This is a genomic window from Streptococcus sp. SCPM-O-B-15304 (M98) (assembly GCF_058200215.1).
Window position 1 is genome coordinate 24,165 of record NZ_JBYQGQ010000001.1, and the last position, 15,631, is coordinate 39,795.

At 39.4% G+C, this 15,631-nt stretch carries 15 protein-coding genes; 14 read left to right on the forward strand and 1 reads right to left on the reverse strand.

Features of this window, described 5'->3' with window-relative positions; genetic code table 11:
• The first annotated feature begins 58 nt into the window (after positions 1-58).
• The 3 genes from AC3E7H_RS00130 to AC3E7H_RS00140 are packed head-to-tail and all read left to right on the forward strand — an operon-like array spanning position 59 to position 3,605.
• Entirely contained in the window at positions 59-1,588 is a 1,530-nt protein-coding gene (locus tag AC3E7H_RS00130) for an ABC transporter ATP-binding protein (RefSeq protein ID WP_075228673.1), read from the forward strand.
• The gene (locus tag AC3E7H_RS00135; RefSeq protein ID WP_000038693.1) at positions 1,588-2,646 is read left to right on the forward strand and encodes an ABC transporter permease; all 1,059 of its coding nucleotides are present in this window, start codon (positions 1,588-1,590) and stop codon (positions 2,644-2,646) included. Before AC3E7H_RS00130 ends, AC3E7H_RS00135 begins: the two co-directional genes overlap by 1 nt.
• Positions 2,647-2,648: 2 nt before the next feature.
• A complete protein-coding gene (locus AC3E7H_RS00140) occupies positions 2,649-3,605 on the forward strand; it encodes an ABC transporter permease (protein ID WP_049509105.1) in 957 nt (318 codons plus the stop codon).
• A 30-nt stretch (positions 3,606-3,635) separates the two neighbouring features.
• Here the strand turns inward: AC3E7H_RS00140 and plsY are convergent, their stop codons facing one another.
• Positions 3,636-4,277, reverse strand: coding sequence for a glycerol-3-phosphate 1-O-acyltransferase PlsY (plsY, locus tag AC3E7H_RS00145; protein WP_007555707.1), 642 nt, complete (start codon positions 4,275-4,277; stop codon positions 3,636-3,638).
• 215 nt (positions 4,278-4,492) lie between these two features.
• On the opposite strand from plsY, the gene AC3E7H_RS00150 reads away from it, so the two are divergent.
• The 11 genes from AC3E7H_RS00150 (at position 4,493) to AC3E7H_RS00200 (ending at position 15,631) form a co-directional block, all read left to right on the forward strand.
• Entirely contained in the window at positions 4,493-5,134 is a 642-nt protein-coding gene (locus AC3E7H_RS00150; RefSeq protein WP_248035438.1) for an amino acid ABC transporter permease, read from the forward strand.
• Between the two features lie 10 nt (positions 5,135-5,144).
• Positions 5,145-5,774 carry an amino acid ABC transporter ATP-binding protein gene (locus tag AC3E7H_RS00155; protein WP_490675902.1) on the forward strand — a complete coding sequence of 210 codons (630 nt, stop codon included), beginning with the start codon at positions 5,145-5,147 and terminating at the stop codon, positions 5,772-5,774.
• 9 nt (positions 5,775-5,783) lie between these two features.
• Complete coding sequence (locus AC3E7H_RS00160; protein WP_490675903.1) at positions 5,784-6,626, forward strand: amino acid ABC transporter substrate-binding protein; 843 nt, start codon at positions 5,784-5,786, stop codon at positions 6,624-6,626.
• Between the two features lie 147 nt (positions 6,627-6,773).
• On the forward strand, positions 6,774-8,723 hold the full coding sequence (parE, locus tag AC3E7H_RS00165) for a DNA topoisomerase IV subunit B (protein ID WP_490675904.1): 1,950 nt from the start codon (positions 6,774-6,776) through the stop codon (positions 8,721-8,723).
• Entirely contained in the window at positions 8,720-9,340 is a 621-nt protein-coding gene (locus tag AC3E7H_RS00170) for a hypothetical protein (RefSeq protein ID WP_001021287.1), read from the forward strand. The genes parE and AC3E7H_RS00170 overlap by 4 nt, the downstream gene beginning before the upstream one ends.
• A gap of 131 nt (positions 9,341-9,471) precedes the next feature.
• Complete coding sequence (locus AC3E7H_RS00175; protein WP_001293716.1) at positions 9,472-9,879, forward strand: YkvA family protein; 408 nt, start codon at positions 9,472-9,474, stop codon at positions 9,877-9,879.
• Positions 9,880-9,928: 49 nt separating this feature from the next.
• Positions 9,929-10,471: a hypothetical protein gene (locus tag AC3E7H_RS00180; RefSeq protein ID WP_000624502.1), complete on the forward strand. Its 543-nt coding sequence runs from the start codon at positions 9,929-9,931 to the stop codon at positions 10,469-10,471.
• On the forward strand, positions 10,461-11,273 hold the full coding sequence (locus AC3E7H_RS00185) for an aminoglycoside 6-adenylyltransferase (protein ID WP_007555702.1): 813 nt from the start codon (positions 10,461-10,463) through the stop codon (positions 11,271-11,273). Before AC3E7H_RS00180 ends, AC3E7H_RS00185 begins: the two co-directional genes overlap by 11 nt.
• 1 nt (position 11,274) lies before the next feature.
• Positions 11,275-11,775, forward strand: coding sequence for a hypothetical protein (locus AC3E7H_RS00190; RefSeq protein ID WP_000931495.1), 501 nt, complete (start codon positions 11,275-11,277; stop codon positions 11,773-11,775).
• 231 nt (positions 11,776-12,006) lie between these two features.
• On the forward strand, positions 12,007-14,484 hold the full coding sequence (gene parC, locus AC3E7H_RS00195) for a DNA topoisomerase IV subunit A (RefSeq protein WP_490675906.1): 2,478 nt from the start codon (positions 12,007-12,009) through the stop codon (positions 14,482-14,484).
• Positions 14,485-14,608: 124 nt separating this feature from the next.
• Positions 14,609-15,631, forward strand: coding sequence for a branched-chain amino acid aminotransferase (locus AC3E7H_RS00200; protein WP_490675907.1), 1,023 nt, complete (start codon positions 14,609-14,611; stop codon positions 15,629-15,631).

A 15,631-nucleotide genomic window follows, 5' to 3' on the forward strand; every position in this document is an offset into this window, starting at 1 on the left:
GCTAAATCTCTTTAGCAGGTTTTATTGAAATAAAATAAAACTCTGAAAGGAAGAGCACATGGCACACGAAAATGTCATTGAGATGCGTGAAATTACCAAAGTTTTCGGTGAATTTGTCGCTAACGACAAGATTAACCTTGAACTTCGTAAAGGTGAAATTCATGCACTTTTAGGAGAAAATGGAGCTGGGAAGTCCACTCTTATGAACATGCTAGCAGGGCTTCTAGAACCAACTAGTGGTGAAATTGTGGTCAACGGTCAAGTTGTAAAATTAGACTCGCCATCAAAAGCAGCTAGCTTAGGAATTGGGATGGTTCACCAGCACTTTATGTTGGTTGAAGCTTTCACAGTTGCTGAAAATATCATTTTGGGAAGTGAATTAACCAAAAATGGTGTCCTAGATATTGCTCGAGCAACTCGAGAAATTAACGAACTATCGGAGCGTTATGGTCTTGCTGTGGATCCTTCAGCCAAAGTAGCAGATATCTCTGTTGGTGCTCAACAACGTGTTGAAATCCTAAAGACACTTTATCGTGGTGCCGATATTCTTATCTTTGACGAACCAACTGCCGTTTTGACGCCATCAGAAATCGATGAGTTGATGGCCATCATGAAGAACCTGGTCAAAGAAGGCAAATCAATCATCCTCATTACTCACAAGTTGGATGAAATTCGTGCTGTGTCTGACCGTGTTACAGTTATCCGTCGTGGTAAATCTATCGAGACTGTTGAGATTGTTGGTGCAACCAATGCTGACCTGGCAGAAATGATGGTCGGGCGTTCGGTTTCCTTCAAAACTGAGAAACAACCAGCTCAACCAAAAGAAGTTGTACTATCTATCAAAGATTTAGTAGTCAATGAAAACCGTGGGGTTCCAGCAGTTAAAAATCTTTCTCTCGATGTTCGAGCTGGTGAGATTGTTGGGATTGCCGGGATTGATGGAAATGGTCAGTCTGAATTGATCCAAGCTATTACAGGACTTCGTAAGATTGAATCTGGTAGCGTAGAATTGAAAGGCCAATCTATCGTAGGTTTGCATCCTCGCCAAATCACTGAACTAAGCGTAGGTCACGTTCCTGAAGACCGTCACCGTGATGGTCTGGTTTTGGAAATGATGATTTCTGAAAATATCGCTCTTCAAACCTACTATAAGGAACCTCTTAGCAAAAAGGGAATTTTAAATTATACGAATATCATTGACTATGCAAAAAAATTGATGCAAGAATTTGATGTTCGCGCTGCTAGCGAGATTGTTTCAGCTTCAGCCCTTTCTGGAGGAAATCAACAAAAAGCAATTATCGCTCGTGAGATTGATCGAAATCCGGATCTCCTCATCGTCAGCCAACCAACTCGTGGTTTGGACGTCGGTGCCATTGAGTACATTCACAAACGCTTGATTCAAGAACGTGATAATGGAAAAGCTGTCCTTGTAGTCAGCTTTGAACTAGACGAGATTCTAAATGTCTCAGATAGAATCGCTGTTATTCATGATGGTAAGATTCAAGGGATCGTAACACCAGAAACAACCAACAAGCAAGAACTTGGTGTCTTGATGGCTGGTGGTGAATTGGAAAAAGGAGAAGAGTGATGTCTAAAAAATTACAACAAATTTCGGTTCCCTTGATTTCTGTTATCCTTGGAATCTTGCTTGGAGCCATCGTCATGTGGATTTTTGGCTACGATGCTATTTGGGGTTATGAAGAGTTGTTCTACACAGCCTTCGGTAGTGTGCGTGGAATCGGTGAAATTTTCCGTGCCATGGGGCCATTAGTCTTGATTGCTCTTGGATTTGCAGTTGCGAGTCGTGCAGGCTTCTTTAACGTTGGTCTTCCAGGACAAGCACTCGCTGGTTGGGTTATGAGTGGCTGGTTCGCTCTTTCAAATCCAGATTTACCACGTCCATTGTTGATTCTTGCGACAGTTGTCATTGCGCTGGTTGCTGGAGGAATTGTTGGCGCCATTCCTGGTATTTTAAGAGCCTATCTTGGAACATCTGAAGTTATCGTAACCATCATGATGAACTACATTGTTCTCTATACAAGTAATGCCTTTATCCACTCTTTCCCTAAAGATATCATGCAAAGTACAGACTCATCAATCCGAGTAAGTGCAAACGCAACTTATCAAACACCTTGGCTTGCTGAGTTAACAGGAAACTCTCGTATGAATATTGGGATTTTCTTTGCCATCATTGCAGTTGCAGTTATTTGGTTCTTGCTTAAGAAGACAACTCTCGGTTTTGAAATCCGTGCAGTTGGTCTCAATCCAAATGCTTCTGAATACGCAGGGATTTCAGCGAAACGTACCATTATTCTATCAATGATTATCTCGGGTGCTCTTGCAGGTCTAGGTGGAGCTGTAGAAGGACTCGGTACCTTCCAAAACGTCTATGTTCAAGGTTCATCATTGGCAATCGGATTTAATGGCATGGCGGTAAGTCTACTTGCGGCAAACTCACCGATTGGAATTCTCTTTGCAGCCTTCTTGTTCGGAGTGCTTCAAGTTGGAGCTCCAGGTATGAATGCTGCACAAGTGCCATCTGAGCTTGTAAGTATCGTTACAGCCTCAATTATCTTCTTTGTCAGCGTTCACTACATCATCGAACGCTTTGTCAAACCAAGAAAACAACTTAAAGGAGGTAAATAAGGATGTCGATTACAACAATGCTAACCCTTATGGTTTCTTCAATGTTGATTTACTCAGCACCACTTATTTTCACAAGTATCGGAGGCGTTTTCTCTGAACGTGGTGGTGTTGTTAACGTTGGACTTGAAGGAATCATGGTCATGGGTGCCTTCTCTGGAGTTGTTTTTAACCTTGAATTTGCACAAGATTTGGGAGCATTAACTCCTTGGTTGGCTCTTCTAGTTGGTGGATTAGTCGGAGCTATCTTTTCACTGATTCACGCAGTAGCTACAGTTCATTTTCGTGCTGACCATGTTGTCAGTGGTACCGTACTTAACTTGATGGCGCCAGCCTTGGCAGTCTTCTTGGTGAAGGTGCTTTATAACAAGGGACAAACGGATAACTTAACGCAAACTTTTGGACGTTTTGATTTCCCTCTTTTGGCTAATATCCCAGTTATCGGAGATATCTTCTTCAAGTCAACAAGTTTACTTGGTTACCTAGCAATTGCCTTCTCATTCTTAGCATGGTTTGTCCTCTTTAAAACTCGCTTTGGACTTCGCCTCCGTTCAGTAGGTGAACATCCACAAGCAGCAGATACTTTGGGGATTAATGTCTACAAGATGAGATATCTTGGAGTTGTGATTTCAGGTTTCCTTGGAGGAATCGGTGGAGCTATCTACGCTCAGTCAATTTCCGTTAACTTCTCAGTTACAACCATCGTTGGACCTGGATTTATCGCACTTGCTGCTATGATCTTCGGTAAATGGAATCCTGTTGGTGCTATGCTTTCAAGTCTCTTCTTTGGACTATCACAAAGTTTAGCAGTTATCGGTTCTCAACTTCCTTTCTTGCAAGGAGTCCCAGCCGTTTACTTGCAAATTGCACCATATCTTTTGACCATTGTCGTACTAGCAGCCTTCTTTGGTAAAGCTGTTGCACCGAAAGCAGATGGTATCAACTATATCAAATCTAAATAAACAAAAAAGCGTCGGTTTGAAACTGACGCTTTATTTTTTAGGTTTTTGATGGGTAAGATTTAGTCCCCAAGGAACAAGATTTTCTGTTTTATTACGAATACGATTGATGTTATCCTTATGGCGAATGATAATTAAGCTTGCGAGGGCTAGGATAATCACTACAAATAATAAATCGTAACTTGGCAGTAGGAAACCGATAAGTGGAAAGAGGATCACCCCAAGTACAGCAGCAAGGGCAGCAGTAACACTAGAGAGAGAAATCATACTTCCTAGATAAAGAGTTCCGAAGAAAACAACTGCTAGATAGAGGCAAAATAGAGGAGCAAATCCGAAAATGACTCCAGCACTAGTTGCGACAGCCTTTCCTCCTTTAAAGCTTGCAAATACTGGGAAGGTATGCCCAATCACAGCTAAAAGGCCAAAGACTAGAGGTGAAACACCTTGAACATGAAAGATAAGTGGGAGTAAGGTTGCGATGGTTCCTTTGAAAAAGTCAATCACGAAGGTTGCCATACCCGCTTTCTTACCTAAGATTCGAAAGGTATTGGTCGTTCCAGTATTACCAGAACCATGTTCTCTTAGATTAATCTTAAAGAAGATTTGCCCGATCCACAGTCCTGAAGGGATAGAACCCAATAAATAAGCTAAAATTAATAATACTATTGTCATCATGCTTCTATTATACCATGAAATGAGAGAGAAACGGAAAGGAATCTTTTCTCAAATTGTGACATCTGAAACTTTAAGTAAGTAGAAAAGTTTTATTAGGAAAACTATTGTTCGGAAATTAAGGCTAAAGTTTTAAAAATTCATGGAAATTTCAGAAAATCCTTGATTTTGTGTTTATTTATGCTATAATGGGAACAATTATTTTTAGGAGGTGGAGTATGTCTTACTTATTCGAGATATTACCAAGTTTATTGAGCGGTGCAACAATGACTCTACAAGTTTTTGCACTGGTCTTACTTTTTTCAATCCCTTTAGGCATTTTGGTTGCCTTTTGCTTACAGGTCCATTGGAAACCCCTCCATTACATGATTGATATCTATATCTGGGTGATGCGCGGGACACCCTTGCTCTTGCAACTAATTTTTATTTATTATGTCCTTCCAAGTATTGGGATTCGTTTAGATCGTGTGCCTGCAGCGATTATTGCCTTCACGCTTAATTATGCAGCCTACTTTGCTGAAATTTTCCGTGGAGGAATTGCAACCATTCCTCAAGGGCAATACGAAGCAGCTAAGGTTTTGAAATTCAATCCTTTCGATACCGTTCGCTATATCATTTTGCCACAGGTGACCAAGATTGTTTTACCAAGTGTATTTAACGAGGTTATGAGTTTGGTTAAGGATACTTCTCTGGTCTATGCGCTCGGTATTTCTGATTTAATCCTAGCCAGTCGTACCGCAGCCAATCGTGATGCTAGCTTGATTCCAATGTTTCTAGCAGGAGCTATTTATCTGCTTATGATTGGTATCGTTACAATTTTAGCTAAGAAACTTGAGAAAAAATTCAGCTACTATAGATAGGAGGTTATCCATGTTAGAGTTAAGAAATATCAGCAAAAAATTTGGAAAAAAAGAAATTTTATCCAATTTCAGTTTAACAATTCCTGAAAAGCAGATTTTAGCTATTGTTGGTCCATCTGGTGGTGGGAAGACAACCTTGCTTAGAATGTTAGCTGGACTTGAGACTATTGATTCAGGAGAGATTTTTTATAACGGAGAATCATTGCCTCTGGATGAACTTGAAAAGCGCCACTTGTTGGGATTTGTTTTTCAAGATTTTCAGCTTTTTCCTCACTTATCCGTTATGGAGAACTTGATCTTGTCACCTATTAAGACTATGGAAATGTCTGAAGTAGACGCAAAGAAGAAGGCGGCTGACTTACTCGCTCGTCTAGGGCTCGAAGCTCACGCAGATGCTTATCCATACTCATTATCTGGTGGTCAAAAGCAACGGGTTGCCTTAGCACGTGCAATGATGATAGATCCAGAAGTGATTGGATATGATGAACCAACTTCTGCCCTTGATCCAGAGTTGCGTCTCGAAGTTGAAAAACTGATTTTACAAAATCGAGACTTAGGCATGACGCAGATTGTCGTGACCCACGATCTCCAGTTTGCAGAAAATATTGCTGACCAGATTCTCAAAGTAGAGCCTAAGTAGGAGGTGTCTATGAATCTAAAGAAAATCAGCCTTGTTTTGGTATTCTTTCTTGCTTTTTTCTTGGTAGGATGCACGCAAAAAGCTAGCAATCCTAAAGTAGATAATTGGGAAAAATACCAACAACAAGGAACAATTACCATAGGATTTGACAATACTTTTGTTCCCATGGGTTTTGAAGAAAAGAATGGGCAATATGTGGGATTTGATATTGATTTAGCCCAAGCCGTTTCTGAAAAACTTGGGTTCAAGGTTCAGTTTCAACCCATTGATTGGGATATGAAGGAAACAGAACTTCAAAATGGGACCATTGATGCTATTTGGAATGGTTATTCTGCGACAGATGAACGTCGTGAGAAGGTAGCTTTTACCATTCCTTACATGGAAAATCAGCAGGTTCTTGTTTCTAAAAAATCACAAAATATCCAATCGGTTTCGGATATGAAAAATAAGATTTTGGGAGCCCAAGCAGGTTCTTCTGGTTATCTAGATTTTGAAGCTCAGCCAGATCTTCTAAAGAATATTGTTAAGGACCAAAAGGCTAATCAGTATCAGAGTTTTAATGAAGCCTTGATTGACTTGCAAAATGATCGGATTGATGCTCTTTTAATTGACCGTGTTTATGCCAATTATTATCTTAAAACGGAAGGGATATTAGACCAGTATGAGATTTTCCCAGCTGGTTTTGAGAGTGAGTCTTTTGCAGTCGGAGTAAGACCAGCAGATAAAATCTTATTAGCCAATTTGAATAAAGCTTTTGTGGAACTATATCAAGAAGGAAAATTCCAAGAAATTAGCCAAAAATGGTTTGGTGAAGATATTGCAACAAGTCAAGTTAAAGGAAAAGAAAACTGAGACTCTCGTCTTGGTTTCTTTTTTTAGGGTGGAAATGAGTGATTTTTTTACTAAATAGGACTTGTGAATAGGCTTTTAACTTGAAAATTTTGCAAAATCCTTAGAAAACCTGTAAAATAGAAAAGATGAACAAATAGGAGGTTCCTTGTGTCAAAAAAGGAAATCAATATTAACAATTATAATGATGACGCCATTCAGGTGCTAGAAGGGTTGGATGCGGTCCGTAAACGTCCAGGGATGTATATTGGATCAACTGACGGTGCTGGGCTACATCACCTTGTTTGGGAAATTGTCGATAATGCAGTCGATGAAGCTCTGTCTGGATTTGGTGATCGTATTGATGTAACGATTAATAAAGATGGAAGTTTAACGGTTCAAGACCACGGACGTGGGATGCCGACTGGGATGCACGCTATGGGGATTCCAACGGTTGAGGTCATCTTTACCATTCTTCACGCTGGAGGAAAATTCGGTCAAGGTGGTTACAAGACTTCTGGCGGTCTCCACGGGGTTGGTTCTTCTGTTGTCAATGCCCTTTCTAGTTGGCTTGAAGTAGAAATCACTCGTGATGGTGCAGTCTACAAGCAACGCTTTGAAAATGGTGGGAAGCCAGTAACAACTCTTGAAAAGGTTGGAACGGCACCTAAGTCTAAAACAGGTACCAAAGTGACCTTCATGCCGGATGCTAGTATCTTTTCTACGACTGATTTCAAGTACAATACTATTTCAGAGCGTCTCAATGAGTCAGCCTTTCTCTTGAAAAATGTAACCTTGTCATTAATGGACAAGCGAACAGACGAGTCAATCGAGTTCCATTATGAGAATGGAGTTCAGGACTTTGTTTCCTACCTCAACGAGGACAAGGAAACCTTGACACCAGTTCTCTACTTTGAAGGGGAAGACAATGGTTTCCAAGTGGAAGTAGCCCTTCAGTATAACGATGGATTTTCAGATAACATCCTGTCCTTTGTCAATAACGTTCGCACTAAGGACGGTGGAACGCATGAGACAGGACTTAAGTCTGCTATTACCAAAGTCATGAATGACTACGCCCGTAAGACAGGTCTTCTCAAGGAAAAGGATAAAAATCTTGAAGGGTCTGATTACCGTGAAGGATTAGCGGCCGTTCTTTCTATTCTAGTCCCTGAAGAACACTTGCAGTTTGAGGGACAGACTAAGGATAAATTAGGAAGTCCCCTTGCTCGTCCAGTTGTAGATGGGATTGTGGCTGATAAGTTGACCTTCTTCCTTATGGAAAATGGAGAACTAGCTTCTAATCTGATTCGCAAGGCAATCAAGGCGCGTGATGCCCGTGAAGCAGCACGAAAAGCGCGTGATGAGAGCCGAAATGGTAAGAAAAATAAGAAAGACAAGGGATTACTTTCTGGGAAATTAACCCCAGCCCAGTCTAAAAATCCAGCAAAGAACGAGCTCTATTTGGTCGAAGGAGATTCTGCCGGTGGTTCTGCTAAGCAAGGTCGTGACCGCAAGTTCCAAGCTATCTTGCCTCTTCGTGGTAAGGTAATCAATACTGCCAAGGCCAAGATGGCAGATATTCTCAAAAATGAAGAAATCAACACCATGATTTATACCATCGGTGCTGGTGTGGGGGCAGACTTCTCCCTTGAAGACGCCAACTATGACAAGATCATTATCATGACCGATGCGGATACCGACGGTGCCCACATTCAAACTCTTCTCTTAACCTTCTTTTATCGTTATATGCGTCCACTAGTCGAAGCTGGACATGTCTATATCGCCCTTCCTCCACTTTACAAGATGTCTAAAGGTAAAGGCAAGAAAGAAGAAGTGGCCTATGCTTGGACGGATGGCGAGCTAGAGGAACTACGTAAGCAGTTCGGTAAAGGGGCTACCCTTCAACGTTATAAAGGTCTTGGTGAAATGAATGCGGACCAACTCTGGGAAACAACTATGAACCCAGAAACGCGTACCCTCATCCGTGTTACAATCGAAGATCTAGCACGCGCAGAACGTCGCGTCAATGTCCTCATGGGTGACAAGGTTGAACCACGCCGTAAGTGGATTGAGGATAATGTCAAGTTTACTCTTGAGGAGAGTGGGGAGATGGTGTTTTGAACATAATAGGAAATAAAAAATTGGTGCTAGGAATTGTTGTTTTTTTAACTGTAGTATCAATTTGTTTAGCATTTATCTCTGATAATGGGATGGTGTTTGATGTTGAAAGAACCATATCGTTTATTGGAATCTTATCTGGATTATTTGGTATATTTTCTATCTTTATTAATTTTCAAGTACTAACTGAAGTAAAAAATATTGAAGAACAAAGATCAAAAACAATATCTAAGATAAAAGAGGAGATATTCTTTAGAGATGAAATTGTGAGAGCTAAAGAAGCTATTAATAAATTATCAACAAAGACAACAAAACAGGATTTTTTACAAGATACAACAACAATCGAACTAGCTGTAGTTAGAAGTATATGTGAAAATCCATTGATAAAAGATAAGACGCAAACTAGGCCAGAATCTAAATCTATATTTTCAAGAGTACAAAATATGGATGAGGAAATTACAAAGTATAGAAATAATATTACTAATACTGAACAAGATTGTTGGAATATTTCTCCAAGTTTGATTACAAATTTTAGAAAAGCTTTGGATGAATTGAAACATATTCTTGATGAAAATGTTGCAATTACTGCAAGTTATTCTATGATTCCAGATAAAAGATAAGTGAATTCTAATGATAAGGTTAATACAGACTAGACATAGTGGTTTAAAAAATCAAAAACTAGTTTTAAAATTACATTTGAAGAAGCGACAGTGTTTTAAAGTTTGATATAAATACAAATGGAGGACAAGTTATGTCTGAAAATCTAAGTGAAGAGCAAGTAAAAGAAGCTCTTGAAAGTGGTTATGCACAATCTGAAGCATTATTAAATGATAAAGATGAATTAGATGACTTTTTGTACCGTTTGGAGAAAAAAATTAACAATATGCCATTTGTTGGAAAGAAATTTTCGATGATCCCAGTCATGATTTCTTTGGTGAAAAATTATGTTCAAGGAAAATATACCACGGTTCCTTATGGGACTATTTTAGCTGTTTTAAGCGCACTTATTTATTTCCTTGCTCCTATTGATATTGTTCCTGATTTCATTCCGCTAGCAGGTTACTTGGACGATATGGCGGTTCTAGGACTTTGTATGAATATGGTCAAAACAGACATTGAAACCTATGATAGATGGCGTCAGTCTCAAGGATTGATCTGAAAAATCGTCTATATTTCTTAATTTTAGCTCTCTAAAAGAGGTATAAATCATGATAAGTTTATTGTTTGATAGTTCATTTCTTTTCATAGTCTTAGCTTTAGGTGCAATTATGTATATAATTGCCAAACAAGGTAAACCTGAGCAAAGTCGCTATCTTGAATTTTTACTATTAACCATAGTAACTACCTGTGTCTTTTTATTTGATAATCCTTTAAGATCCAATCCTTATGCAGGTTTGCTCTTTTATGTTTTTGACTTTTATATTTTCACATCAGCTAGCTTAGCATTCAGTTTTACAGCTATTTATAAAAGTACCAAACATCTCAGATATTATCCTAGTAGTTACTCAAAACTTCTTAAGATAAATGCCTGGTTTTTAGCAATCTTATCAGGTATGAACCTACTATTTATAATGTTGGCGCAAGAAATGGGAATTATTTTGCTATTACCAATTTTTGGTATTAGTTTTATCATTCAATTCTTGGTCGGAGAGCTTGAAAGAAAAAGAGTTCAGAAACTTCTTAAGCAAAGAAATGAAGATGTTGTTATTCAGAACCCAGAGGCAACTGATGGTGATCTACATGAGAACTGACCAGGAAATGCTTGACCTGATTATACAAATAGCTAAAAAGATACAGGTTGATACTGTGGCTCTATCTGGTTCGCGTACAAATCAAAAGATTCAAACAGATGAATTTCAAGACTATGATGTTGTCTATATTGTGGATGACTTGGATTATCTGACGAGTGACCTTTCTTGGCTGGACCAGTTTGGCAAACGTATCGTAGAGCAAAATGTGACTCTTGGACATCGCCGTTTATTTCTCATGCTTTTTGAAGATGGGAATCGCATTGATTTAACCCTCTGTCCTAAAGAAGATATCAACGAGTGGGTGGATAGTGAGGCTGGCTTCACAGTTTTAGTAGATGATAAGGGCTTGTTTGCGCCATATTCTCCAAATCCTCAGCGTTACTGGACAAGTCCAGCTAGTGAGATTGATTTTGAAAAAGCCTGCAATGAATTTTGGTGGGTATCAGCCTATGTGGTTAAGGGGATTCATCGCAAGCAACTCATTTATGCGACTGATCATCTCTATGGCATTTGTCACCAAGAACTCTTGAAGGTATTGGCTTGGAAGGTAGCAAGTGATAAAGGAACAGTCGACATCGGTAAAAATTACAAGTATCTCTATAACTACTTGCCTGCTGAGAAGGAGAAGGAATTCTTGAATCTGCTTGATTTCTCAAGTTTAGAGAAAATCACTCAGACTTTATTTGCTACGATGCAACTTTTCCATCAAGAAGCTCAAAAACTTGCTCAAAAGATGGAGTTTGATTATGATAATGAAATGGCTGAGAAGATGATTGAGTACGCGGAGGAAAGATTAAACTAGTATGTTAAATTTTATATTTACAATATTTTTTATGGGATTTCCAGGAATCCAAATTCTGGTAATAGTGTTTTCTATTCTTCTAGCTCTTAAAAGAAATAAGTTAAATAAAAGAGTGTATGGATTATTTTTCCCGATTGTTATAACCTTGTGTAATATTTGGCTTATTTCAATAGATCGCACAGAGCTTTTTGATGACGTTTTAAGATTCCAATTCTTTTTAATCTCTTTTTGTTTTCCAATGCTCATTACAGCAGTAATTTACCATGCTCTTCGATTATCTTCTATCTATTCTCTATTAAGGTGGAAGATGATAGTTATTAGCTTTTGCTACTTAATTGGTTTAGTCTTCCATCTTGTTAATACTATGTATTGGAATGAAATTTTTCAAGGGCATCAAACTGTATTTAATGCATTGCTTATTGGGACCTCTGTTATTTCATTTCTTCCTTCCATCTATTTATTTTTTGTTCAAAGAAAAGTTGAACAAGTACCTACTAGCTAAATTTAAGTAAACTAAAGTGTTTTAACCTGATATAAAAATTTTAAACTACAGAAGGATAGTTTGGTTATTTATAGTAACTGAACACCCTATCTATAAAATCTACTCTACATTTTTTGAAAGGAGTTGAACACGCCCTAAATGCTGTGTGAAAAAGATAAATTTTCTTGTGAGCATCGCTCACTGCGAGAATTTCCTATTTTCACTTTGCATTTTACGGGCTTTGTATCCTATATGAGTAATATCCAAAATATGTCCCTGGAGGACATCATGGGAGAGCGCTTTGGTCGCTATTCCAAGTACATTATTCAAGACCGGGCTTTGCCGGATATTCGTGATGGCTTGAAGCCGGTTCAGCGCCGCATCCTTTATTCTATGAATAAAGATGGCAATACCTTTGACAAGAGCTACCGCAAGTCGGCCAAGTCTGTAGGGAACATCATGGGGAATTTCCACCCACACGGGGATTATTCTATCTATGATGCCATGGTCCGTATGTCTCAGGATTGGAAAAATCGTGAGATTTTGGTCGAAATGCACGGTAATAACGGTTCAATGGACGGAGATCCACCTGCGGCCATGCGTTATACTGAGGCACGTTTGTCTGAAATTGCAGGCTACCTTCTTCAGGATATCGAGAAAAAGACAGTTCCCTTTGCTTGGAACTTTGACGATACGGAGAAAGAACCAACAGTCTTGCCAGCAGCCTTTCCCAATCTCTTGGTCAATGGCTCTACTGGTATTTCGGCTGGTTATGCCACAGATATTCCACCGCATAATTTGGCTGAGGTTATCGATGCGGCGGTTTACATGATTGACCATCCAACGGCCAAAGTTGACAAACTCATGGAGTTCTTGCCTGGGCCAGACTTCCCTACAGGAGCCATTATCCAAGGGCGTGACGAAATTAAAAAGGCCTATGAAACTGGGAAAGGGCGCGTAGTTGTTCGTTCTAAGACTGAAATTGAAAAGCTAAAAGGTGGTAAGGAACAAATTGTTATCACTGAGATTCCTTATGAAATCAATAAAGCCAATCTAGTCAAGAAAATCGATGATGTTCGTGTCAATAATAAGGTGGCAGGTATTGCTGAGGTTCGTGATGAGTCTGACCGTGACGGCCTTCGTATTGCTATCGAACTCAAGAAAGACGCTAATACGGAGCTTGTTCTAAATTACCTATTTAAGTACACCGATCTACAAATCAACTACAACTTCAACATGGTGGCGATTGACAATTTCACACCTCGTCAGGTTGGGATTGTCCCAATCTTATCTAGCTACATCGCCCACCGTCGTGAAGTCATCTTGGCGCGTTCTCGCTTTGACAAGGAAAAGGCTGAAAAACGTCTCCATATCGTGGAAGGTTTGATTCGCGTTATCTCGATTTTGGATGAAGTCATTGCCCTTATCCGTGCTTCTGAAAATAAGGCTGATGCCAAGGAAAACCTCAAGGTCAGCTATGAATTTACGGAAGAACAGGCTGAGGCCATTGTTACCTTGCAACTGTACCGTTTGACCAATACAGACGTGGTTGTCTTGCAAGAAGAAGAAGCAGAACTTCGTGAAAAGATTGCTATGCTTGCAGCTATTATCGGTGATGAACGAACTATGTACAATCTCATGAAAAAAGAGCTTCGTGAGGTCAAGAAGAAATTTGCGACACCTCGATTGAGTACTTTAGAAGATACAGCAAAAGTCATTGAGATTGATACAGCAAGTCTTATCGCTGAAGAAGATACTTACGTCAGCGTGACTAAGGCAGGTTATATCAAGCGTACTAGCCCTCGTTCCTTTGCAGCTTCAACACTTGAAGAAATTGGTAAACGAGATGATGACCGATTGCTATTCGTTCAAAATGTGAAAACTACCCAGCATCTTTTAATCTTTACAACGCTTGGGAACGTCATTTATCGACCAGTCCATGAGTTGGTAGATATTCGTTGGAAGGATATCGGAGAGCATTTGAGCCAAACAATTACAAACTTTGAAACCAATGAAGAAGTGCTCTATGTAGAAGTTGTTGATCAATTTGATGATGCGACAACTTATTTTGCAGCAACACGACTTGGACAAATCAAACGGGTAGAACGCAAAGAATTCTCTCCATGGAGAACCTATCGTTCTAAATCTGTCAAGTACGCTAAGTTGAAAGACGATACTGACCAGATTGTAGCAGTAGCTCCGATTAAATTGGATGATGTTCTATTGATCAGTCGAAACGGTTATGCCCTCCGCTTTAACATCGAAGAAGTGCCAGTTATCGGTGCCAAAGCTGCAGGTGTCAAAGCCATGAACTTGAAAGCAGATGATGTGATACAATCAGCCTTTATCTGCAATACTTCATCTTTCTATCTTTTGACGCAACGTGGAAGCTTGAAACGTGTTTCAACAGAGGAAATTCCAGCAACCAGTCGTGCCAATCGTGGCCTTCAAGTCTTGAGAGAATTAAAGAGTAAACCCCATCGCGTATTCTTGGCTGGAGCGGTCTCAGAACAAGGATTTGTTGGAGATCTCTTTAGTACAGAAGTAGAAGATGGAGAACAAACACTTGTGATTCAATCAAATAATGGAACGACTTACGAAGCAATCCTACAAGATTTGAATCTATCGGAACGCACAAGCAATGGAAGCTTCATTTCAGATAGCATTTCTGATGAAGAAGTTTTTGATGCTTATCTCAAAGAAATCTTTAAAGAAATCAAAGAAAATTAAAAATCAGTCCTAGTGACTGATTTTTTATAAGTAAAATTTTCAGAAAATTACAAATAATACTTGAATTTTTAGGAGAATAGTGTAGAATAGAACACAGAGCTTGATTAGAATAAAGGAGATTGTCATGACAGTTACGATTGATTGGGAAAATCTCGGTTTTTCCTATATGAAACTACCTTATCGTTATATCGCTAATTTTAAAAATGGACAATGGTCTCAAGGAGAATTAACAGAAGATGCAACCTTGCATATTTCAGAATCATCTCCAAGCCTTCACTATGGACAGCAAGCATTTGAAGGATTGAAAGCCTATTGTACAAAGGATGGCAGTATTCAACTCTTCCGTCCAGATGAAAATGCTAAACGTCTGCAACGTACCTGTGATCGTCTCTTGATGCCACAAGTTCCAACAGAAATGTTTGTAGATGCTTGTAAAGCCGTTGTTCGTGCAAATGAAGAATACGTGCCCCCTTATGGAACTGGTGGAACCCTTTACCTTCGTCCGCTCTTGATTGGTGTTGGAGATATCATTGGGGTAAAACCAGCTGAGGAGTATATTTTTACCATCTTTGCTATGCCAGTTGGAAATTATTTTAAAGGTGGATTGGTTCCAACAAACTTCTTGATTCAAGACGAGTATGACCGTGCTGCACCAAATGGAACAGGGGCTGCCAAGGTCGGTGGTAACTATGCAGCTAGTCTTTTGCCAGGGAAAATGGCTAAATCCCGTCATTTCTCAGATGTTATTTATCTAGACCCATCAACCCACACCAAGATTGAAGAAGTTGGTTCAGCAAACTTCTTTGGAATTACAGCTGATAATGAGTTTGTAACCCCATTGAGTCCATCAATCTTGCCATCGATTACCAAGTACTCATTACTTTATTTGGCAGAGCATCGTTTGGGCTTGAAGTCTGTTGAGGGAGATGTACCAATTGATAGTCTGGATCGATTTGTAGAAGCAGGTGCCTGCGGTACTGCGGCAGTTATCTCACCAATTGGAGGAATCCAACATGGTGATGACTTCCACGTTTTCTACAGTGAGACAGAGGTTGGTCCAGTGACTCGTAAACTATACGATGAATTAACAGGTATTCAATTTGGTGATATTGAAGCACCAGAAGGTTGGATTGTAAAAGTAGATTAA

Coding starts and splice junctions, on each gene's coding strand:
- AC3E7H_RS00130 (WP_075228673.1), top strand. CDS start 59: ATGGCACACGAAAATGTCATTGAGATGCGTGAAATTACCAAAGTTTTC.
- AC3E7H_RS00135 (WP_000038693.1), top strand. CDS start 1,588: ATGTCTAAAAAATTACAACAAATTTCGGTTCCCTTGATTTCTGTTATC.
- AC3E7H_RS00140 (WP_049509105.1), top strand. CDS start 2,649: ATGTCGATTACAACAATGCTAACCCTTATGGTTTCTTCAATGTTGATT.
- plsY (WP_007555707.1), bottom strand. CDS start 4,277: ATGATGACAATAGTATTATTAATTTTAGCTTATTTATTGGGTTCTATC.
- AC3E7H_RS00150 (WP_248035438.1), top strand. CDS start 4,493: ATGTCTTACTTATTCGAGATATTACCAAGTTTATTGAGCGGTGCAACA.
- AC3E7H_RS00155 (WP_490675902.1), top strand. CDS start 5,145: ATGTTAGAGTTAAGAAATATCAGCAAAAAATTTGGAAAAAAAGAAATT.
- AC3E7H_RS00160 (WP_490675903.1), top strand. CDS start 5,784: ATGAATCTAAAGAAAATCAGCCTTGTTTTGGTATTCTTTCTTGCTTTT.
- AC3E7H_RS00175 (WP_001293716.1), top strand. CDS start 9,472: ATGTCTGAAAATCTAAGTGAAGAGCAAGTAAAAGAAGCTCTTGAAAGT.
- AC3E7H_RS00180 (WP_000624502.1), top strand. CDS start 9,929: ATGATAAGTTTATTGTTTGATAGTTCATTTCTTTTCATAGTCTTAGCT.
- AC3E7H_RS00185 (WP_007555702.1), top strand. CDS start 10,461: ATGAGAACTGACCAGGAAATGCTTGACCTGATTATACAAATAGCTAAA.
- AC3E7H_RS00190 (WP_000931495.1), top strand. CDS start 11,275: ATGTTAAATTTTATATTTACAATATTTTTTATGGGATTTCCAGGAATC.
- parC (WP_490675906.1), top strand. CDS start 12,007: ATGAGTAATATCCAAAATATGTCCCTGGAGGACATCATGGGAGAGCGC.
- AC3E7H_RS00200 (WP_490675907.1), top strand. CDS start 14,609: ATGACAGTTACGATTGATTGGGAAAATCTCGGTTTTTCCTATATGAAA.